General features: G+C 45.5%; 19 protein-coding genes and 1 pseudogene. 10 read left to right on the top strand and 10 right to left on the bottom strand.

Features of this window, described 5'->3' with window-relative positions; all coding sequences use genetic code 11:
• The first annotated feature begins 20 nt into the window (after positions 1-20).
• Positions 21-593, top strand: coding sequence for an NAD(P)H-dependent oxidoreductase (locus ACJJI5_RS17005; protein ID WP_444925522.1), 573 nt, complete (start codon positions 21-23; stop codon positions 591-593).
• A 94-nt stretch (positions 594-687) separates the two neighbouring features.
• Positions 688-903: pseudogene (locus tag ACJJI5_RS17000) on the top strand (MOSC domain-containing protein); the annotation flags it as partial.
• On the opposite strand, the gene ACJJI5_RS16995 reads toward ACJJI5_RS17000, so the two are convergent.
• The 4 genes from ACJJI5_RS16995 to ACJJI5_RS16980 form a co-directional block, all read right to left on the bottom strand.
• Positions 878-2,016, bottom strand: a protein-coding gene (locus ACJJI5_RS16995) for an IS3 family transposase (protein WP_445354143.1) whose coding sequence is annotated in 2 segments (ribosomal slippage) — positions 878-1,767 and positions 1,767-2,016 — 1,140 coding nt in all. Because the reading frame shifts where the segments join, the coding sequence is not laid out codon by codon here. The pseudogene ACJJI5_RS17000 and the gene ACJJI5_RS16995 overlap by 26 nt on opposite strands.
• 584 nt (positions 2,017-2,600) lie before the next feature.
• Positions 2,601-3,863 (bottom strand): sensor histidine kinase, encoded by a 1,263-nt coding sequence (locus ACJJI5_RS16990; protein WP_413662778.1) that lies wholly within the window; start codon positions 3,861-3,863, stop codon positions 2,601-2,603.
• Positions 3,856-4,539: a response regulator transcription factor gene (locus tag ACJJI5_RS16985; RefSeq protein WP_444925520.1), complete on the bottom strand. Its 684-nt coding sequence runs from the start codon at positions 4,537-4,539 to the stop codon at positions 3,856-3,858. Before ACJJI5_RS16985 ends, ACJJI5_RS16990 begins: the two co-directional genes overlap by 8 nt.
• 9 nt (positions 4,540-4,548) lie before the next feature.
• On the bottom strand, positions 4,549-5,958 hold the full coding sequence (locus ACJJI5_RS16980; protein WP_444925519.1) for a S41 family peptidase: 1,410 nt from the start codon (positions 5,956-5,958) through the stop codon (positions 4,549-4,551).
• A 915-nt stretch (positions 5,959-6,873) separates the two neighbouring features.
• On the opposite strand from ACJJI5_RS16980, the gene ACJJI5_RS16975 reads away from it, so the two are divergent.
• Both ACJJI5_RS16975 and ACJJI5_RS16970 read left to right on the top strand, forming a co-directional pair.
• Complete coding sequence (locus tag ACJJI5_RS16975; protein ID WP_445354718.1) at positions 6,874-7,722, top strand: TolB-like translocation protein; 849 nt, start codon at positions 6,874-6,876, stop codon at positions 7,720-7,722.
• Between the two features lie 534 nt (positions 7,723-8,256).
• Positions 8,257-8,658, top strand: a complete 402-nt coding sequence (locus tag ACJJI5_RS16970; RefSeq protein ID WP_444925517.1) for a GFA family protein — start codon at positions 8,257-8,259, stop codon at positions 8,656-8,658.
• 171 nt (positions 8,659-8,829) lie between these two features.
• On the opposite strand, the gene ACJJI5_RS16965 is transcribed toward ACJJI5_RS16970, so the two are convergent.
• The 6 genes from ACJJI5_RS16965 to ACJJI5_RS16940 all read right to left on the bottom strand — a co-directional run bounded on the left by ACJJI5_RS16965 (position 8,830) and on the right by ACJJI5_RS16940 (position 14,895).
• Positions 8,830-10,128, bottom strand: a complete 1,299-nt coding sequence (locus ACJJI5_RS16965; protein ID WP_445354717.1) for a HupE/UreJ family protein — start codon at positions 10,126-10,128, stop codon at positions 8,830-8,832.
• 27 nt (positions 10,129-10,155) lie between these two features.
• Positions 10,156-11,883, bottom strand: a complete 1,728-nt coding sequence (locus ACJJI5_RS16960) for a hypothetical protein (protein WP_445354716.1) — start codon at positions 11,881-11,883, stop codon at positions 10,156-10,158.
• 115 nt (positions 11,884-11,998) lie between these two features.
• On the bottom strand, positions 11,999-12,484 hold the full coding sequence (locus ACJJI5_RS16955; protein WP_445354715.1) for a hypothetical protein: 486 nt from the start codon (positions 12,482-12,484) through the stop codon (positions 11,999-12,001).
• Between the two features lie 150 nt (positions 12,485-12,634).
• Positions 12,635-13,246, bottom strand: a complete 612-nt coding sequence (locus tag ACJJI5_RS16950) for a TPM domain-containing protein (protein ID WP_444911226.1) — start codon at positions 13,244-13,246, stop codon at positions 12,635-12,637.
• Positions 13,246-13,992 (bottom strand): TPM domain-containing protein, encoded by a 747-nt coding sequence (locus ACJJI5_RS16945; protein ID WP_445354714.1) that lies wholly within the window; start codon positions 13,990-13,992, stop codon positions 13,246-13,248. The genes ACJJI5_RS16950 and ACJJI5_RS16945 overlap by 1 nt, the downstream gene beginning before the upstream one ends.
• Positions 13,993-14,034: 42 nt before the next feature.
• On the bottom strand, positions 14,035-14,895 hold the full coding sequence (locus ACJJI5_RS16940) for a LemA family protein (protein ID WP_445354713.1): 861 nt from the start codon (positions 14,893-14,895) through the stop codon (positions 14,035-14,037).
• An 86-nt stretch (positions 14,896-14,981) separates the two neighbouring features.
• On the opposite strand from ACJJI5_RS16940, the gene ACJJI5_RS16935 reads away from it, so the two are divergent.
• The 6 genes from ACJJI5_RS16935 (at position 14,982) to ACJJI5_RS16910 (ending at position 19,761) form a co-directional block, all read left to right on the top strand.
• On the top strand, positions 14,982-15,518 hold the full coding sequence (locus tag ACJJI5_RS16935; protein WP_282931942.1) for a YaeQ family protein: 537 nt from the start codon (positions 14,982-14,984) through the stop codon (positions 15,516-15,518).
• A 14-nt stretch (positions 15,519-15,532) separates the two neighbouring features.
• On the top strand, positions 15,533-16,015 hold the full coding sequence (locus tag ACJJI5_RS16930; protein WP_108733959.1) for a YajQ family cyclic di-GMP-binding protein: 483 nt from the start codon (positions 15,533-15,535) through the stop codon (positions 16,013-16,015).
• Positions 16,016-16,026: 11 nt separating this feature from the next.
• The gene (locus ACJJI5_RS16925; RefSeq protein ID WP_445354712.1) at positions 16,027-16,971 is read left to right on the top strand and encodes an esterase-like activity of phytase family protein; all 945 of its coding nucleotides are present in this window, start codon (positions 16,027-16,029) and stop codon (positions 16,969-16,971) included.
• Between the two features lie 246 nt (positions 16,972-17,217).
• Positions 17,218-18,156: a YjiK family protein gene (locus tag ACJJI5_RS16920; RefSeq protein WP_413662766.1), complete on the top strand. Its 939-nt coding sequence runs from the start codon at positions 17,218-17,220 to the stop codon at positions 18,154-18,156.
• Between the two features lie 64 nt (positions 18,157-18,220).
• Positions 18,221-19,048 (top strand): SdiA-regulated/phytase-like domain-containing protein, encoded by an 828-nt coding sequence (locus ACJJI5_RS16915; protein ID WP_445354711.1) that lies wholly within the window; start codon positions 18,221-18,223, stop codon positions 19,046-19,048.
• A 122-nt stretch (positions 19,049-19,170) separates the two neighbouring features.
• A complete protein-coding gene (locus ACJJI5_RS16910) occupies positions 19,171-19,761 on the top strand; it encodes a uracil-DNA glycosylase family protein (protein WP_444941141.1) in 591 nt (196 codons plus the stop codon).
• Position 19,762: the final 1 nt, after the last annotated feature.

Below are 19,762 nucleotides of genomic sequence, written 5' to 3'. Positions count from 1 at the left end.
TTAAGCAATAGTATGAAGTGATGAAAAATATCCTACTTTTAAATGGCAATCCAAAGAAGAACAGTTTTGTTAAGCAGTTGAGCGATGTCTATGAGTCTGAAGCAAAGAAACAGGCAAATGTTCGGCGATATAACCTGTCGGAAATGGACTTCAATTCGAATTTAGAGTTTGGGTACGATGACCATCAAGTATTGGAGGATTGTCTATCTGAATTTCAAGAGGCTCTTAAATGGGCACAGCATATTGTTGTGGTGTCGCCTATTTGGTGGGGCGGACTGCCAGGAAAGCTCAAAGGCTTGATTGATCGATCTTTTCTTCCCGGAATTACCTTTAAATTTGAGAGTGGTAGTGCAGAGCCCATAAAGCTTCTTAAAGGCAAAACATCAAGAATAATTTTGACAATGGATGCGCCTACGGAATATTTTGAAGAACAAGCAAAGCCAGTATTAGAGCAGCTTGATCGATTTACTCTTCAATACTGTGGTTTTTCAAAAGCAGAGGTTAATTTATTTGGTTCAATGATTTTGTCTGATAAGAATCAACAGGGCTCCTGGTTGAAAACTGTTAAAGCACTTGGTGCTAGATGTATCTAGCCTAGAACAAATCAATCTATGTTAGTTATGACTTCCTAACGACAACCAATAAACTTGACGATACCTTAACTTCAATAGTTAGGATTATTGGCAACAAATCCTGTATAAAAGCCATTTACCCTATGGAACTTTCGGGGAAAATTTGACAGTCTCTGGGCTTATCGAAGATGAAGTCTTTATCGGCGACCAATTTAGCATAGGCGATTGTCTCCTCGAGGTAAGTCAGCCAAGAATTCCATGTTTTAAACTCAATATGTTGTGGTCAACTCCAACCGGACACTTCTTCAAGCACATTTCTCAAATTCGATAGGGGCTAGGTCTCCCAGTGTTGTGTGTATTCTGCGTGAGTTGTAATAAGCAATATAGGCTCTTACATCCGCTACCGCATCCTCCCTTGTCGGATAAAGGTTTCCTGTTACCCACTCCCGCTTCAGGCTGCTGAAGAAACGTTCAGTCGGTGCGTTGTCCCAACAATTTCCCTTACGGCTCATTGAACACACCATCCCATGCTGACTCAATAACGTTTGGTAGGTATGGCTGGCATACTGACTGCCACGATCAGAGTGATGCAGGAGACCTTTTGGGGGCGAACGCAAATTGACAGCCATCATCAACGCACGAGTTACCAGGGCCGTTTCCATCTTCCGATCTAGATGCCAACCAATAATCCGGCGCGAATAGAGATCAATCACTACCGCCAAGTACAACCAGCCCTGCGAAGTCCAAATATATGTAATATCAGTCGTCCAAACTTGATTTTTAGCACTCGGTGAGAACTCCCTATTCAGAAGGTTCTCTGCGACCGGTAGGTGATGTTTACTGTCTGTCGTTATTGTAAATCGCTTCTTACGCTTTACTGCCAAGCCTAGCTTTTTCATGAGCTTGCGGACTCGATAGCGCCCGACTTCAAAACCTTCTTTACGTAACAGCTTCATTAACCGACGACTTCCGAGGCTCTGTCTAGATTCTGCAAATAGGGCCTTCAAACGATGGCATAGTTGCCATGTTTGAGCATCTATTGAGCTATTACCACGGCAACACCAATCGTAATAGCCAGTCTTACTTACCTGCATTACCCGGCAGAGCACCCTAACAGGAAAGCTGCCTTGCTGTTTTTCAATAAAGCTGTACTTTATTTCATTTCTTTCGCAAAGAAGGCGCTGGCCTTTTTTAGGATTTCTTTCTCCATCCGCAACTGCTTATTTTCACGTCGTAATCGCTCTAATTCTGCGCGCTCACCTACATCCAACCTTACACCGTCTTCTTCCTGCTTCAGTTCCTTTATCCAGCGTCGCAGGTTATTGGCTGTTGTTCCTACAGCCTCTGCTGCTTTAGAAATTGAATACCCTTGCTCAGAGACTAGCGCTACGGCGTCTTTCTTAAATTCCGGCTTGAAATACCGGCGTGTACCTTTTGTTGTCATACTTCACCTCGCTTGGTAGTTTTACCATCTTAGCGAAGTGTCCGGAAGGATTAGACCACTACAATATGGCTTTAGATAATGATAATACCGTTAAATTATTTAAAGATTACTTCAACACTGGTGTGTATTTTAGGGTGCTTGAGGAAGGTTATATAGGACAAGAAAAAAACTAAGTAAAGTTGCTGCACCTGGTTCTGTCAGTGTAAATGCCATGTTTAGAGCCTTATTTGATAAGCAGTATGCTTTTAGCAAACAAGTACTTGAGGCCGTCCATCAATTGCGGCCCCTCTCCCAAGAGTGGCGAGAAAAAGTGGAAAGACGCCTGAAGAGGATTGATTAGATAAGCAGTTTTGTGATGGCTCGTAAGACCTTCCTGTTTGTATCTTTGGTCAATGGCGCTAAAGCACTATGCCTGCACTTCAGATTGATTCGCACTGCCAAGATGCACAGCCTTGCCCCCTAAATGTATTACGTCAAGTTGCTTGAGCAGATTCCTCACTGTCAATCCGTTGAGGGTTATGAGCCACTGCTACCTTGGGGTATCCAACTTGAGAGAGTGGAGTGGCCATTAATAGTTAACGCCTTTAAGTTCTGATAATTATTTCAAATCTGCTTTGAGCGCATTGATACCGTGCTTGCCAAGAACACATTTCACAAATACGCTTTACTAAATACAGCCCTTGCCCCAAGCCGGAACTATGTTTGTTTTTTGCACTTTCAGTAAAAGGATCTTTTATCAACTTCTGCTGAATCTCATCAATATTATTCGAAAAATGTAAATTTCCTTGTGAAAATTTAATGCTCAATTTATGGTCGCTGGCGTAATGATCTGCATTTTCTATGAGGTTAGTAAAAAGGTGCAGCAACAAATTTTCATTAGCTCGCACCTTTTCTTCAGCAGAAACCTGAAGTTCAAAAGTTAAAAGGCTATCAGGGCTTGCTTGTACATGATTTAATATCGATTTTTCAAGTACAAACAATAAGCTTACCTCCTGGCGTTCCAGTGACTCCTGCCTTGCCAGAGCCAGCAGAGTTGATATAGTTCTTTGCATCTCTGATGAAGATTTTTGTAGCCTCTCAATCTCCATTAAAGATATTCTGCCAGTACCAGCTACCTTGCTAATAATATTACGTAATACACTCAATGGAGTTCTGAGTTCATGACTAATGTCCCGAGTAAAGTCGGACTCACGCTTTAAGATGACTTGTTTATACAATAAGGTATCTTCAAAAGTCTTTGCCAAATAACCTATTTCATCTTTAGGGTAAGCTCTGGCGAAGCCCGGCGAAATGGGCTGCTGCTTACTTCTTGAGATTGCATAAGCAAGAGATTGTAGAGGCTTTAAAGTATAACTTGATACCCAGAAGGCCAGCAATAAACCTAAAACTACGAGTAACACAAGCATCAATGATAGCCATATCGTTACTTCTGGTAGAAAATCAGTACTAACTTCGTAAGCGGAAATGTCTGCAACTAATACCATTTCCAGCTCCCCCAGAATTACTGGTTTGATATGGAGAGTTGGGCCTCGATCTAATACAAATTCAACTCTTTCTGGATCTTGCTCTAGCAAAACAGGAATATTACCTGGCAAAGCACTTCTACTTCCATACAACTGAATAAACTGCAATCTTGGAGTTGTAATTTCTCCCGATGATTTATAGACTTCCTTGAGATATACGGCCTCATTATTGACTAATCTATTAAAAATATTATCTTCTACTACCCAAGCATAAGCCACTATTACAAGACTATAAAGCAAACCCAAAAAAATTGAGTAAATTGCAATTAAATACAAGGTGCGCTGCTGTATGCCTTTCTTTGGCCACTGAGCTGGGTTATTCATATGGCACATCTAATTTATATCCAACCCCATGAATATTTTTTAGCATGTTATATGAAAAAGGCTTATCCAATATACTTCTCAATATATAGATATGTGATCGTAATACATCACTATCAGGAAAATTGTCTCCCCAAATTTTACTTAATAGTTCAGAGCGGGTCATAGCTTGAGGGAACGCCTTGGCGAGTAACAATAGTAGTTTGAAGTCTGTACGACTGAGCTTTAGAGTCTGCCCTCGGCGGGTAGCTTTATGCTGGCGTATATCAATACACAATTCTCCAATATTAAGGATTTGAGATCGATAAAGGTTATGTCGACGATATAAGGCCTTACACCGCATAGCCACCTCTTCCAATGAAAATGGCTTGGTTAGATAATCATCAGCACCAGCTTCAAAACCAATCCCTTTGTCATAAATACTATCTCTAGCGGTGAGCATCAACACCGGGGTATTCACTTCATAATTAGTTTTGATCTGTCGGCATAACTTAATACCATCAATATCAGGCAACATTAAGTCCAGCAATACTACATCATATTGATGTTGTTGAAACAGGCTATACCCCATCTTGCCACTACTGGCATAGTCTACCTGGAACAGTTGTTGCTCTAAAAAGTCGCACACCTGGCAAGCGATGTCTGTATTGTCTTCAATTAATAAAGCTGTCAGGTTCATGATTACCTCTTAGTCAGCACTATTTCGTAAAGATAACACTTTGTTGATGGCCAAGTCATATCCGGCAGCGATAGCTTCTGCATTCGGAGTTACTGGGATATCTGGTATTACACCGCTAACTTTATTGTCCCCATTGGGCCTTACCAGCTTGCGTGTAGTGATATAAGCCCTCAATTGTGAATGTGGCAAATTAAACAAGTTACCTTGCGCAGTTTGGTTAGAGTAGCCTTCCGTTTTCTGACCAATCAATGTAGCAAATCGATGATCTTGAGCCGCACTAGAAAATACGATAGCAGCAGAATAAGTAACCGGGCTAATCAGTATATAAACTTCTCCTTCAAATAAGTTATTATTATCTATGGGGCGGTGCCATTCATCCCAGTCGTATTGAATCAATTCTCCAGCTTTTCCCTTATAGTTAAAAAGCCCTCGATTTTGTTGGTTCAATTTTTCTGTCATATAAGAAATCATACGAAACTCTTTGTGGGCAATATAGCTTAATAAATAGGTGGCACTATCAGTATTACCCCCTAAGTTTTCGCGCAAATCGATAATCAAGCATGTAATTTTTCTATTTTTGATATCAGTAAAAGCTTGATCGATAAACTCGCTAAACCAGTCCAATCCTACATCAAAGCTGCCTATATGAAGATAAGCAGTGTCATCTGATATGACTTTAAAATAGAAGTCCTGCCTGCCATTGATAATTTCATCTTGAAGGTGCCAGTTTTGTTTAGAAAGTAACTGGGTAGTATGATTGGATCGGCTCACAGGCTCCTGCCATTTCAATTCAAAATCGTCAATAAACCCAAAGACAGCCCATAACATTACACCAAACCGTTTAGTAATAATTTGCTCTCTTAGAAAGCGAGACTCCCCACCTGCAAACTTCTGCATATGATCCATCAAGGTTTGAATACTTTGACCATTAATCCCTGTAATTCTTGCCCCTGCCGGCACTGATTGCCTACCATTTATATACGTATTCTTTGTTACGATACTACCATCAGGAGTTAAAGTAACAGCCAATGGAAAGGGCTTTTTGCCACTGGCTATAAGTTTTTCATACTCCTGATAAGGCCATATCAGAAAAGAATGACCATCATTAAACTTGTGCGCCAGTTGCCCTACAATTCGATAGAAATGGAGTCGATTCATAGAATCAGAGATTTGTAGCTGTAATTCTCTCACCGCTTCTTCCAGCTCCTGTAAATCGGTATAATGATCTAGTGCCGGATGTCTTTCTAAAGCCCCCAAGTAGAATGCCTCCACATCTTCTCGCATTTCAGCAACAGTTAATTTTTTTTCCAACAAAGAGCTGTCTGTTAACTCAGGAAAAATCTCTAGATGTGATGACCTACAAGCAATAACCAATACTGAACTTACCAGAAAAAAACAAATTTGATATAACCTTTTCATTTCGAAAACTCAAGTTTGAAATGAGCAGCTTAACAATGGGGTTGTGAAGATTCTGTCAAGCTACGTAATAGCAAAGCTAGAAGCTATTCCATTAACTCAACAGGCCTAGTTAAACACCCAGTTCAACTTGCGTCAGCTAAAGGCAGGTAGTTTGTTTGGCATTGCATCTCTGTTATTTGGGTAAGTTACAACCCCAGGAGCAGTTCTGGAAACCCAGCAAATAGAGTATTGACACCGGAGCTGATAAAATGTTGTAAATTCAATAGCTTATCTAGTTCTAGGAACCTAACGCCCAGGGTTCTTTCTCCCAATCCAACCTCTAGACATCACTTACCAAGCCTCCCACCAAGGAAAGCGCTCTCACTTCAATAGGTAGAGATCTAAGAAAGTGTGTTTCATGCAATGTATCTAATTGAGTGTATTTTCTACCAGGTTTATGTCTATCTGGTAGAAAGTGCAGTAGCTATTGGGGCTATAGTATCGCTCAATCTTAATCCTGCAGAATAAAAATTGATCATTCGATTGATATTAGAAAATAGTGCTCGTTACTCCATAGTTTCCATCATCATCTATTCTTTTGGACAGACTTGTGGATTTACTTACAGCGAATAGGTGGATATCTGAGGGTGTATCTATAAATTTAAGATCGTCGTGTCCCGATAACTCTCTCTGTAACTGAGTACTCAGTGTGGATTGGCAATACTAAATGAGCCGCAAGGTCAGTATATATGGAGGGCAAAAGGGAGGTCCGAACCTTCGCTATAGAGTCGCTTTTGTGTATATTTCATACAAATAGTCGGCGGATCACACCTCTTCTCACAAGAATCAGACAAAATTCATATGGACGTCAGGTGTTATAAAGCCTGAATAGATACATTGGTTGCTTATTACTTCATGTTTAAGCAAGGATATGTCATGAGGCACCTTTGTATTTCAATTGCTCTACTCTCACTCCTAACTTTGAGTGTTAACAGTTATAGTCAGGATACACTGACAGCTCTTGAAGGGCCCTATCTTGGACAGAAACCTCCTGGGTTAACTCCAAAGTTATTCGCTCCTAATCCCTCGAAAGAGTATCGGGATTGGGGTGGTTACTTCACGCCTGATATGAAGGAGTACTACGTTACAAGAAGATATCACCAAAGTGGCGAGTCTTCGAAAGTTGCATTCAAGCTTGAGGGTAATCGTTGGTATGAATCGGAAGTGGCCTGGGGTGGCTCTATCTCACCTGATGGTCAAACAATGTATTCTAGAAATCGATATAGAGAGCGCACTGATAATGGTTGGTCTGAACCTAAAAGCCTGGGGCCACTATTTGAAGACTTTCGTATCATGCGCCTTACGGCTTCTGCAAAAGGAACGTTTGTATTTGATGAAGTAGGTTCAAATGGAGATGGTATTCTTCGATATTCGCGTCTGTTAGATGGTAAGCGTGAAGCGCCAAAACCTTTTGGAGAGCAGATAAATACAGGCAAGTGGACTGCTCATCCGTTTATTGCTCCTGATGAGTCCTACATTATCTGGGATAGTGAAAGAGAGGGTGGATATGGTGATAGCGATATGTACATCAGTTTTCGCCAACAAGATGGCTCATGGGGCGCGGCTATTAACTTCGGTGATAATATCAATACAGAAGGGGAAGATGGTGGTGGATATGTAACGCCCGATGGGAAATACCTTTTCTACTGTCGGCGTTGTACTCCACCGAATTTTGAAATTATGTGGGTAGATGCGGAGTTTATTGAGGCCCTTAGGCCTAAATAAAATTTACACTAAGCTACGCCTAGTTCTCTGTATCTATCATCATGTTGCTAAATTTAAATTCTTTAATGATATTTCCGGTCTTCACGATACATGAAGCCCCGGTTGATCCCGCAGTAACCTGTTAAGTTGTATAGAATCCTTTCACCAAGTGAGAAAGTGAGCACCACACTAAGTGTGCGGGTGCTCACTTTTATATATTGCTCAACTCAGCCTCTATTAGCCACTTGCTACCGAAAACTTGAATCAATGATGAGAGAAATCAGGTTAGATAAAGGTTTGTGCAAATAGATATGCGCACCACAAAAGCCAGTTCTTTCTGATAACCTTTTATCTCTTTGGAGCGGAAGTTCAGCCTGAGACATTTGTTGTAGAACATATAGCTATTGCCGGACTTAAAATTAGCTGGGGAGATTGTTCAGTGCGAGTAGATGCTCTTTTGGGACTCTATGATCGGTTAAAATCTATACAAGGTGATATAGATGTCTCAGATATGTGGGCTTTGTATCTTTATATTATTAAAAAAGGAGTGTCTTTTTGACTAAAGGTGAATGCAATTGTGGAGAGATAGCTTATGAGATACAAGAATCCCTCACAGATTTATATATGTGCCACTGCTCAATCTGCCGTCGCTCCACAGGGAGTGGCGCTATTACTGTAGCTATCGTGCCTACCGAGAAGTTTAGTTGGATTAAAGGTAAGGAGAACCTTAAGTATTGGTCTAAGCCTGGGCATGATTGGCATACAAATTTTTGCGCTACTTGCGGTTCGACTCTGCCCGGAGAGAATGATTCTTTAAATACTTACATTCCTGCAGGAAGCTTGGTGGATGGTAACGAAAACCTAAAAGTGGTTCATCATTTATGGGTTGACTCAAAGGCTTCTTGGGAAGTAATAGGTGACGCCGGGAAGCAGCATCCCAAGGGGTTTGGATCTTAAATTATTTAACGTCCTGATTTATTGCGCTTTGTATTTTTACTCACTATTACGTGTGTAGTGACAGGGAGGTTAATTTTGGAGTGAGTTTTGTCTCTGGAGCTTGAGAATACAAGGCATTTTTAGGTGTATTATCTCGGCTGTAATAGCCAGAGAGATAACTCATTCTCCTGTTCAGAAAATTGCCGAAACAAGCTCATATCCTCTATCTAATGTCCAAATAAAAGCAATTGCGCTGCAGAGTCCAGCAACAGAATAACGTATCCGGATTTCCCATTCCTTTTTCCACAGCCTGGCTAAATAGGCAAGGGGCCATATGGCAAGAATTATGAGTACTTGCCCGGCTTCTACCCCCAGGTTGAAGGCCAAGAGGCTTTGCCAGATATTCGGGGAATCAACTTGGAGTATTTCATGTAATACAAATGAAAAACCCAGGCCGTGGAGTAGGCCGAGCATACAGGTGCCGATAAAAATTGTACTTTCGCTGCCTGTGATCTTAGTGTCTTCCCTGTGTAGTGATATCCAGGCCATATAGATTATGGATAGGGCGATACCGGTTTCTACCATAGGTACGAACCAGCTGACTGTGGGAACAAAGCCAAAGAATCCGGCTGAGAGGGTGATACTGTGACCGATGGTAAAGCCGGTAGCGCGCCATAAGAGTAGCGGTAGGCTGAGTGCACCGAGGCTTAGGCAGAGTACAAACAACACGTGGTCCAACCCCTTCAGGATATGGGCGATGCCCTCCGCCAGAAAAGTCTTCACAGCGTCTATTGAGGAGTGGGTAATCAGTAGTGGATCTTGCATAAGACCGCGTGAGCGAAAGACCTGGGTCCTACCTGGATTGTAATCCAGTACCAGGTTGGCGGTGTCTTCCTGGTTGGGGAGGCCTGGGTTAAGAGAGCTGGATAGTTGATATTCCCCAAGGGGAGCTTCCAGAGGGTAGTAGATCTGAATATCAACCAAGGTGTCACCCACATACAACCTTTGATTGGTATCTTCAGGTAAATATTGCTTTAAAAATGCCTGCTGTGCCTCCTCCAGCGTTGCAAAGTCCGGTTCACTTCCTATCCGATACAAGCGCACGGCTTTTACATCGCCTTTTATTTGCATGTCAGTATTGCGGAGAAAAATGGCGCTCTCTGCAATATTACCGAGTCCTAGAGGCGCTAGCTCCAGCTGTTGAAAGTCAACATAGTGGACCAAGTCACCTTGATTCAAGGAGTTTTTGGTATATGGGGCGGGTTGTGGGATTTTGCCTGTATAGGGGTCGCGCCCCAGTCCTGTTTTATCTGCCAGTAAATAGGGCATAGGCACTCTCATATATAGGTTGGCACCACTGGCTGTGTGCTCTATATGGAAAATCCGTACATTGAGGTTGAGAAGGAAATGCGCTTGTGCTTGCCCGCTGATGCTGGATATGAGGAGATATAGAACAATCATCGCGGGCAACTTGAGTGTGCTGTTTTTCATGGCTCTAGCTATTTCTCTATTTTATTCTTACCGTACGGATAGGGGAGTAAATCCAGCGATTTTCCAGTGGTTATCAGACTGGATAATTGCGATATTGGCCCGGGTCTCTTGCGGTCTTTGTTCAAAGTGTCCCCAGCTTCGGTCCTCTACTACCGCCTGCCAACTTGTAATCAACCGGAATCCTTTGTTGCCATTCAGGTTAATTTGGCTGGAGTACTCGACTTTAAGATTTGTAATAGTACTGATTGATCCCAAGCCACCACTCGTTGTTTGGGGGCGATAAATTTGTGCCAGATTTGAATAGGTACTTTCGAATCCATCCTTGGTAATCAGGTTTTTTAGCTTTAATTCCAGATTGATCGGTAGAGGCTCTTTAAATGCGGCAGCAACTTTTAACAGTAGCTGTTCTGTTACTTGACCCAAGTCTCGTTTTTTAGCGGTTCCTGGAAGGTTTACCCGGTATTCTTCTGGAAGATTGAGGTACAAAGCGACAGCTGAGATTATTATGGCGGTATAGATAATAGTTGAACCCTTGCGGCCTAAAATTGAGTGTTTGGTGGATAGCGTCAATACAATTATCGTAATAATAAGAAATGAAAATAGGATGGCCATAGGGACCGCTAGGCTAGGGGTTTCTATTACGAGTGGATCGCTATTTGGAGGGCGGTAATCGTATAGGTAGTTGTGCCACTGAATATCAGGAAATGAAGGAATTACATGGGTGGGGAATGGACCTGTGGGGTCCTGAATAAGGGTGGGAACGGAGTTGATCGTATCGGTGAATAGATTCCAGTCTACGGTAACACTCTGGGGCAGTGCATCAATGGAAAATTTTTCCCGGTAGCCAATCATCACTGAGCCCATTTCAATAGTGTCATTCTCCGAAATCTGTGAGTACCCGCTGTTATTTGCGCGAAGAAAAACAGTCTCAATGCTATTCGGCTGTGAGGGCGACTGATCAATAGAAGTTGGATTTTTATTATTTAGATAGCTGCGTACTGTGTGGTGCAGGAAGGCCTTACTTTCTGGTGTTAATGGTTGCCAGGCATCAAAAGGGTGATTAGTCCACTCCAGTAAGTCCTTGGTGCGCACGAGTATCTCATGGCGTATCTGGCGGGGCTCTACGTAGAGGAAAGACATTAGAGGGTAGCGATTATGCCGACTAATATCGGTGTTCTTAAAATGTGTATTCCATGGGTCTTTCCAGTCGATAATGAGTGGTTCAGGTTGGGATAGGTAGTGAAAGCCGCTGATAGGTGTTTGCCCGTGGCGACTGGTAAAGCCAATTGTCACGGATGCCAGCTCATCACTACCCATGGGTGGTTTTAGTTGCAGGTCTGAAAGTCCACCGATTGGATATTTCAGCTGAGTTAAAAGAATCTTTTTATCTGCCGGGAAATCCGGCATTTTTATGCCGGTGCGGGGATCGGTTTGCCCAGCAAAAGGGGAAATTATAGGTTTCCTCTGGGCTACTCGAATTGAGATGACTTTGGGCTTAATGTTCTTATTTCCAGAGAGTACTTGAAAATCGAAAGATTGCTGGGTTTTTGCTGATTGGGCCAGTCGATAAATGTCTGGTGTATCTTCAATTCCTGGCCAAAATAGTTTGGCATCGCTTGCTGATATCTCGAATCTAATGTTTAGGATATTTTTTTGTATATCAATCTCCGCAATATTGTTGGCGGTCTCAGCGCCACTTAAACTGATGAAATCAGCCTTGCTGGTTGTTGATAATGCACAGATGAATAATATCAAGGCCAGGCTGATAAGTATTTTGTTGAATGATAAATAAAATTTCGTTTTGGGAGTCATGTGTTGTTTGGGCAGAGTTTATCAGTTGCACCTTATTCATTTTTGAAGGGGGATTAATTTAGTCTGGTGCTTCAAGATCAGTACCGAAGGCTGCATTGACTTCCCCATAGATTTTCCCAATCAGCTTTTTATAAATTACTTTTCCGCCATAAATGGTAGGTATGAATACAACCTCAGTAGGGGCAGCTGGTAACTTTTCGGACTCCGCCTTTGCACTGCTGGGGTCCCAGGTCGGAAATTTCACTTGCCGGTTACTGATGGCCCATTCCATTCTGAGGGCGTCGAGATCGCCAATGTGGTTGCTGAGCAAATGCTCGACATGAAAAGTTAATTTGTCGCTGTTACTCAATGCTGGCAGGAAGTAGGTGGTGGCTTGCTTTTGGCGAGGGGAGGCTATACGAGTGCCGGGCAAGTAAGCGTCCCCGATTGCCGAAGTCGTATTTTTCTTTTGTAGTTCTTGAGACCAGAGAGCATCACTGAATCCGGATGCCAGTAACAGAAGAGTAATACTGAAACGCTGCAATAGGGTTTTAGTCGGAATCATCTTCTTGTACAGAGTTTACTTATGGGTTTTATGCCTTTAGGCAGCTTAGTTGATGATTCAAGTCACAATATGAGGGTAAGTTGGTATGGCGTGGAGTTTCGTTTTGAAACTTGAATAAGTTGGTGTTGCCAGTTTGGGGGATACGGGGATTTAATTGATGACGACTAGATGATTCGGCAGTTCATCTTTAATGGTGCTGGTGGGTATCGCTTCGTGAAGTAGATCTCCGCATTGCTCAATACATGCCAGTAATGCCTCTCCAGCTTTTCCCCGCTTGATTTGTTGCACAAAATTTTCAACTACTCTCTGCCAGTTGTCATTGGTGATGTGTTGGGCAATGCCTCTGTCGGCCAGTATTTCTACATAGTGTTCGGCTTCTGAAACAAATATCAGTAGCCCGAGTCGGTCCTTGGTTGCGTGTAAATCCTGCTCCAGAAATTGCCTGCGGGCTAAATTTGAAGCTCGCCAGAATTTTATTTTCTTTGGTACCAGGCGCATGGTGATGGGGCGCCAGCGGAATATTACTGCCAGGACAATAAATAAAATCCACTGAAGCGTCACCGCCTGTTGGAGGTTGATCCAGAACGGCAGGAATTCGATCAGAGGGGAGACTAACAGTGTTAGGAATGCGGCCCATAGGGTAGAGATATAAAGGTAGTTGTCGGCTTCCTTAGCGACCACAGCCATGACTTCAGCGTCGGTGCGGGACTCTACTTCCTTGATTGCCTCTGCTACCTGGCGTTGATAAGTATTGGTGAGCATTACCATCCTCCCGATGCGCCCCCTCCGCCAAAACCTCCGCCGCCCCCGCTAAACCCGCCCCCAGAGCTGCCGCCGGATAGACCTCCGCCAAATCCACCTCCACCATAGTAGCCGCCGTAGCGCCCCCGCTTAAAAATGCGGCTCTGTGCAGGTGAACCCAGTGCGGCACTGCCGAAGAGGTGTAGCATGACCAGTAGAAGGAACAGGCCGACCAGTACAGCAATTCGACGCCCCTCTTTGGTTTCTACGGGTTCAGCGACATATTCATTTTTCGTCGCGGCGATAATTGATCGAACCCCTGCATTGATTCCGCCGCTAAAATCGCCATTGCGAAACTCTGGCAGTACTTTGGTTTGGATAATATTTGCCGCCAGTGCATCGGTTAGGGCTCCTTCCAGGCCGTAGCCTACTTCGATACGGACCTTTCTATCATTGGGCGCAATCAGGAAAAGCACTCCATTGTCTTTGTCTTTTTTTCCTAGCTTCCACTTGCGTGCCAGTTGGTTGGCATACTCCTCTATAGTGATGCCCTGAAGCTCGGGGATGGTGGCGACAACCAGCTGATTATCACTGTCGCGCTCATACTGCTGTATCAACTCAGTAAGTTGGTATCTCTCATCGGCCTTTAACAACTCTCCCTGATCTACTACCCGGCCGGACAGCGCTGGAAACTGTACATTGGCCCAGGCTGCTAAGGCACAGACCAGAGCGATCAGGGTGGTTATGGCAAGACTGGGGCGGTTCATTTTGGGGTCGATGGCGCCTGTCTATTGGAAGTTGAGGAGCCTCTAAATAACTCCGTAATGCCTCTGCGGGTCTTGAAGGCTGCAGATGTTAGGCGCAGCTCGCCGCGAATGGCCGTAGCCCTTTGCAAGAGCTGCAACGCAGCAGCTGTGGCCTTCAAGACTCGCCCTTCGGGGCTTGCAGAGCGATTCACACTCCGCGTTGCGACTTCTTGAAAGGTCTAGACATTCCTGCGAAGCCGCGCCTTGATTGTGAACCGCTCTGCATGCCAGAGGTATCATGGAGTTATTCAGAGGCTCCTTAACCTCAGGTGCCTTATCGGCATCTTCACTGGTGGCTTCGAAAGTTTCTCGAAGCGGCATATCCCTGTAGAGCACGGCATGCCAGATTCTTCCTGGAAAAGTGCGAATCTCGCGGTTGTAGCGCTCTACAGCCTGGATATAATCCCGGCGCGCGACACTGATGCGGTTTTCGGTGCCCTCTAACTGAGATTGCAGTGTGAGGAAGTTCTGGTTGGCTTTGAGGTCGGGGTATCGCTCTACCACCAACATAAGGCGGGATAGCGCGCTGGTTAACTGGCCTTGTGCTGCTTCGAACTGTTGCAGCTTGGCTGGGTCATTGAGAAGGTTGCCGTCAACCTGGAGAGAGCTGACTTTCGCCCTAGCCTCAGTGACGGCTTGTAGGGTTTCCCGTTCGTGGGATGCGTAAGCTTTTACGGTTTGCACCAGATTGGGAACCAGATCGGCACGGCGCTGGTATTGGTTTTGAACCTGGGCCCAGGTGGCTTTAACCTGCTCGTCATAGGTTGGGATATTGTTGACACCACAGCCGCTGAGGGTGGTTGCCAGCAGCAGTAGCAGTGAGCTCTGCCAAAAGGGCCAGCCGCTGGGGAGCGCAGAGGTCATGCGGAATATCCTTATTCTCACGTGAACCCATCAAGAATAGTCCGCCTGACTCCCGGCGCTGGAGAAGGCATCACCATGGAGCCAAAATGGCGTTAAAAGCAACAATATTTAAGGCCAAAGTCCAGATATCCGATATGGACAGGGATTATTACGCCGAACATCCGCTCACTTTGGCGCGACATCCTTCGGAAACAGATGAGCGTATGATGGTGCGCCTACTGGCTTTTGCGCACAATGCGGCGGAAACGCTGGAGTTTACCCGGGGATTGTCCTCCGATGAGGAAGCGGATCTCTGGCAAAAAAACCTGAGCGGGGAAATCGATCTCTGGATAGAGGTGGGGCTGCCCACTGAGGAGCGAATTCGCAAAGCCTGCAACCGCTCGAAGCGCGTTATCGTATACAGTTACGGGCGCCGTGCAGCACCAATCTGGTGGCAGAAACAGGCCAGCCAATTGGAGCGCTTTGATAACCTTACCGTCTACCATTTAGCCGCTGATGCCACTGAGCAATTGGCGGCTATGGCTGAGCGCAATATGGACCTGAGTGCAACCATTCAGGATGGCCATATCTGGCTGGCTGATAGTGACAACAACGCGGAGATTACTCCGGAAACCTGGAAATAGGAGCAGACAACTTAATGCCTTCTTTTGACATTGTATCTGAAGTGGATAAGCACCAACTCACCAACGCTGTGGATCAGGTGAATCGCACTATTACCAACCGCTTCGACTTTAAAGGTGTGGATGCGGAAGTGGAGATGAGTGAGTTCTCCTTAGTAGTTCGTGCTGAAGTGGACATGCAGGTAGACCAGATGGTGGATATGCTGCGCGGTGCACTGATCAAATGCGATATCGATCCACTGGCGATGGATGTAGGTGATAAAGAGCAATCCGGCAAGCAGGTCAAATTGGACGTGACCCTGAAAAATGGCCTTGACAAAGAACTGTCAAAAAAGATTGTTAAGCTGATCAAAGATGAAAAGCTCAAGGTGCAGGCTGCCATTCAGGGTGAGCAGGTGCGTGTTACTGGCAAGAAGCGCGATGACTTGCAGCAGGTGATCGCCTTGTTGCGCGGTAAAGAGCTGGAACAGCCATTGCAGTTTAATAACTTCCGCGATTAATTGGTTTTGCAGTGATCAAGCGTACTCTCTTCAGTGTTCTATCCGTGCTGTTGTCGCCACTGGCGATTGCCGCAGAAATTACCCCGGCTAGGTTGCTGTCCAGCTATTGGGTTGATAGTAGTGCAGGCCTGGATATTTCCGGCTTAAGTTTCTGTTCTGGAGATCTGCTGGCAGTTTCCGATAAGAATTCTGAAGAGATCTACACGCTTGAACTTCGCGATGGCAGTGCCGACCTGGTATCACATCTTCGCTTAAGCGGCCTTGGGATACCGGAGCAGGATGAGCCTGTCAGTGCTTGGGAAGGCTTCAAGGAGTTGTTCCGCCCGGCAGAAGATCTGGACTTTGAAGGTGTTACCTGTAGCGATGGCCAGGTCTATCTGGTCAGTGAGCATTACAACCGTATTGCCATCGTAGATATCGAGGGAAATGCACGCTGGCAGGAGCATAGCTGGTCGGCATTAGCCAGGTCCCAGGGGTTTCTACAGAAGACCAATGCTTCCAGCGAGGGATTGGTGAAAGCCGACGATACTTTCTGGGTAGCCATGGAGCGCGAACCCCGTGGTTTGTTGAGGCTAAATGCAGATGGTGAGGCCAGCACACTGACCCTGCCTCAAGTAGATGGCCTGGACTTTGCTGGCCGTTCAGAGGACTTGGCGGGATTGGATTACCACGACGGCGCACTCTTTACCTTGGAGCGCAACGCCCACGCCGTGTGCCGCAGGGCACTTCCTAGCCTGGAAGCCGAGTGGTGCCTGGACTATCGCGCCCTTGAAGAATCTCCCGAGCGGGTTTATGAAGAAACCCGCTATGGAAAGGGCGAGGGGCTGGCAGTCGGAGAGCAGGGTATTTTCGTTATCCTCGACAACAATAATGTTGGCCGTGCCCAGGCGCCTGACGACAAGCGCGCGCTGCTGTTGCATCTGGCAATGCCAGATGAGGTCAGTAGGCTGCAATAATTGACTCTGTCTGGCGCCGTACTTTCCGGGAGTCGGCGCTAATCCCATCCCTTTAGTTCTTTCCCGTTCAACAAGTCCCTCCATTTTTAAAATATCTTCTAGTCACTAGCGCTAAAATTGTTTAGAGCAATTGGGGTAACTATGCTGTGTACCAATAGCTATTGGGACCTTACAGCTTGGTAGTGTCTGTTGGCCGCAGGGAATCTCCCGGTTCTTAAATCACTTTGGCGATAAATTGGAAGGATCGTGATTAAGCGTATTTTTTTAACTATCGTATGTGCGCTCTTGTCATCCATGGGGCTGGCAGCTGAAATTATTCCCGCCAAAAAAATAGCTCACTACTGGGTGGATGATAGTGCCGGGTTAAGTATATCTGGTTTGAGTTTTTGCGATGGAAAAATGGTTACGGTGTCGGATAAGCAATCCAGGGAGATCTACCAGATAGTATTGGGAGATAGGAGTGCAACCCTGGAGCCTTATATCAAGCTGGCTGGGCTCCGGGTTCCGAAAAAAGATAGGCCTACTAATTTATGGTATTTTCTACTGGAACTTACTCGCCCAGCTGCAGCGATGGATTTTGAAGCCATCACCTGTGCCGATGATAAATTCTATTTGTTGAGTGAACGTTACAACCGCATAGCTGAAATAAATATGGAGGGAAAGGGGCATTGGTTAGAAAATATGTGGTCGGCTACGGCTAAAGCCCAAGGCTATATGCACGGGTACAATCTCTCCGGTGTAGGGCTACAGAAGGTGGGCGATGACTTTTGGATGGCTATAGAGCGGGATCCCCGTGCCCTGGTAAAACTCGGCCCCAAGGGAAGTGTACAGATTTTTACACCGCCGCCAGTAAAAGGGCTGGATTTTCGTGATGAGTCGGAAAATATGGCAGGCCTCTATTACTATGATGGGGCTTTGTGGACCCTGGAACCTAATGCCTATGCAGTTTGCCGCAGGGAATTACCCAGCTTGAAAGCTGAGTGGTGTCTGGATTACTGGGAACATGAAAACTCCTCTGAACTCGGCTACGAGGTATCGCGGACCGGTGGCAAGGGAGATGGTTTGGCTATTGGAGAGCGGGGCGTTTTTATTGTGTTTGACAATGATAATATCAGTCGTATTCACGACCCACAGGATCGCAGAGCACTCTTATTACATCTGGCTCTACCAGATCAATCTGACTAAATACCAATAGAGACTTTCTATTATTGGGGTTCGAATAGTTGGGTTGTGTTTAATGGGGAATATAATGATCAAGACAGTTTTCCTCGCAATTAATTTCATATTTTTAGCATCCGTGGGAATGGCAGCTGAGATTTTTTTGGCTAAAGATATTGCTGATTACTGGATAGATAATAGCTCGGGTGTGGGTCTATCTGGTTTGAGTTTTTGTGGCCAATTAATAACGATCTCTCCTAAAGAATCGGAAAAAATATATAGAATCAATTTACACGGTCAGAGTGCGACATTAGAAAAATACCTGAAAGTTAGCGGCCTGCCTCCGCCCAAAAGGGGGGTAGCCGATAATGTTTCTCACTTTGTTATGGATTTATTACAGCCTAAATCCGCAATGCGTTTTGGTGGAATATGTTGTAGAGACGACGGTACATTTTTATTGAGTGAACGCCACAATCGAATAGCAGAAGTGGACACAGATGGGAGTTCACGCTGGATTAATAACAAGTGGTCATCAGCAATAGAGCACCTGGGTTATTCGCTGAGATACAATAATGGCGGGGAGGGAATAGTTGAGGTTGGCGATGACTTGTGGGTAGCTTTAGAGCGGGAACCCAGGGGATTGTTAAAGGTGGGAAGTAAAGGAGAGTTTCAAGTTTTCTCCTTGCCTTCTGTAGTGGGGCTGGATTTTGGAGACCACCCGGAGAATCTGAGAGGACTTGATTATCATGACGGCGCTCTTTTTACTCTTGAAAGCAACGCATATGCGGTATGTAGAAGAGCTCTGCCGAGCTTGCAAGCTGAATGGTGCTTGGTTTACCGTGAGATTGAAGAATCCCCGGAGCACGCCTATGAAGTGTCGCGGTTGGGGGGGGATGGGGTCTGGAGTTGCTGTAAATAACCAGGGGGTATTTGTGGTTTTCAATAACAATAATATCAGTCGTGCCCGTGATCCCCAGGATCGCCGCGCTCGGTTGTTACATTTGGCTTTCCCCGACGGTAAACAATAGGGGCATATAGTAGGTGGTAGTTGAGAAGTTACCGGCACTGCTGGAGGAAATACGGGCTTGTCGCCTCTGTGAAGAACAACTTCCTCTAGGGCCGAATCCAGTCTTGAGGGCTGCAGCGTCTGCACGCCTATTGATCGTCGGCCAAGCCCCGGGCACCAAGGTCCACGCGACCAGTATTCCCTGGAATGATCCCTCAGGAGATCGCCTGCGAGATTGGCTGGCGATCGACCGGGACACCTTTTATGACGAGTCCCAGATCGCCATTATTCCCATGGGCTTCTGTTACCCTGGGCGCGGCAAGGGCGGTGACCTGCCGCCGCGACCCGAGTGTGCCGCCACCTGGCATCAGCGCCTAATGACACAATTACCCAACTTGCAACTGTCGCTGTTGGTGGGACAATACGCCCAGCGCCATTACCTCCCGCACTGGTATGGCAGTATTACCGAGAATGTTCGCCATTACCGTGATGCACTGCCAGCGGGATACTTTCCCTTGCCGCATCCCAGCCCGCGCAACACCTTGTGGTTGCGTCGCAGGCCCTGGTTTGAGGAGGAGGTTGTGCCCGAGTTACAACACCATGTTAAAAAGATATTGAAGGTTTAAG

Source organism: Microbulbifer maximicatervae (SeqCode) (assembly GCF_052467955.1).
The sequence above is the reverse complement of the archived record's forward strand: the minus strand, read 5'-3'. Positions and strand labels throughout refer to the sequence as shown.

Coding starts and splice junctions, on each gene's coding strand:
- ACJJI5_RS16990 (WP_413662778.1), bottom strand. CDS start 3,863: ATGAATAACCCAGCTCAGTGGCCAAAGAAAGGCATACAGCAGCGCACC.
- ACJJI5_RS16940 (WP_445354713.1), bottom strand. CDS start 14,895: ATGACCTCTGCGCTCCCCAGCGGCTGGCCCTTTTGGCAGAGCTCACTG.
- ACJJI5_RS16930 (WP_108733959.1), top strand. CDS start 15,533: ATGCCTTCTTTTGACATTGTATCTGAAGTGGATAAGCACCAACTCACC.
- ACJJI5_RS17005 (WP_444925522.1), top strand. CDS start 21: ATGAAAAATATCCTACTTTTAAATGGCAATCCAAAGAAGAACAGTTTT.
- ACJJI5_RS16985 (WP_444925520.1), bottom strand. CDS start 4,539: ATGAACCTGACAGCTTTATTAATTGAAGACAATACAGACATCGCTTGC.
- ACJJI5_RS16935 (WP_282931942.1), top strand. CDS start 14,982: ATGGCGTTAAAAGCAACAATATTTAAGGCCAAAGTCCAGATATCCGAT.
- ACJJI5_RS16965 (WP_445354717.1), bottom strand. CDS start 10,128: ATGAAAAACAGCACACTCAAGTTGCCCGCGATGATTGTTCTATATCTC.
- ACJJI5_RS16950 (WP_444911226.1), bottom strand. CDS start 13,246: ATGCTCACCAATACTTATCAACGCCAGGTAGCAGAGGCAATCAAGGAA.
- ACJJI5_RS16955 (WP_445354715.1), bottom strand. CDS start 12,484: ATGATTCCGACTAAAACCCTATTGCAGCGTTTCAGTATTACTCTTCTG.
- ACJJI5_RS16975 (WP_445354718.1), top strand. CDS start 6,874: ATGAGGCACCTTTGTATTTCAATTGCTCTACTCTCACTCCTAACTTTG.
- ACJJI5_RS16915 (WP_445354711.1), top strand. CDS start 18,221: ATGATCAAGACAGTTTTCCTCGCAATTAATTTCATATTTTTAGCATCC.
- ACJJI5_RS16980 (WP_444925519.1), bottom strand. CDS start 5,958: ATGAAAAGGTTATATCAAATTTGTTTTTTTCTGGTAAGTTCAGTATTG.
- ACJJI5_RS16945 (WP_445354714.1), bottom strand. CDS start 13,992: ATGAACCGCCCCAGTCTTGCCATAACCACCCTGATCGCTCTGGTCTGT.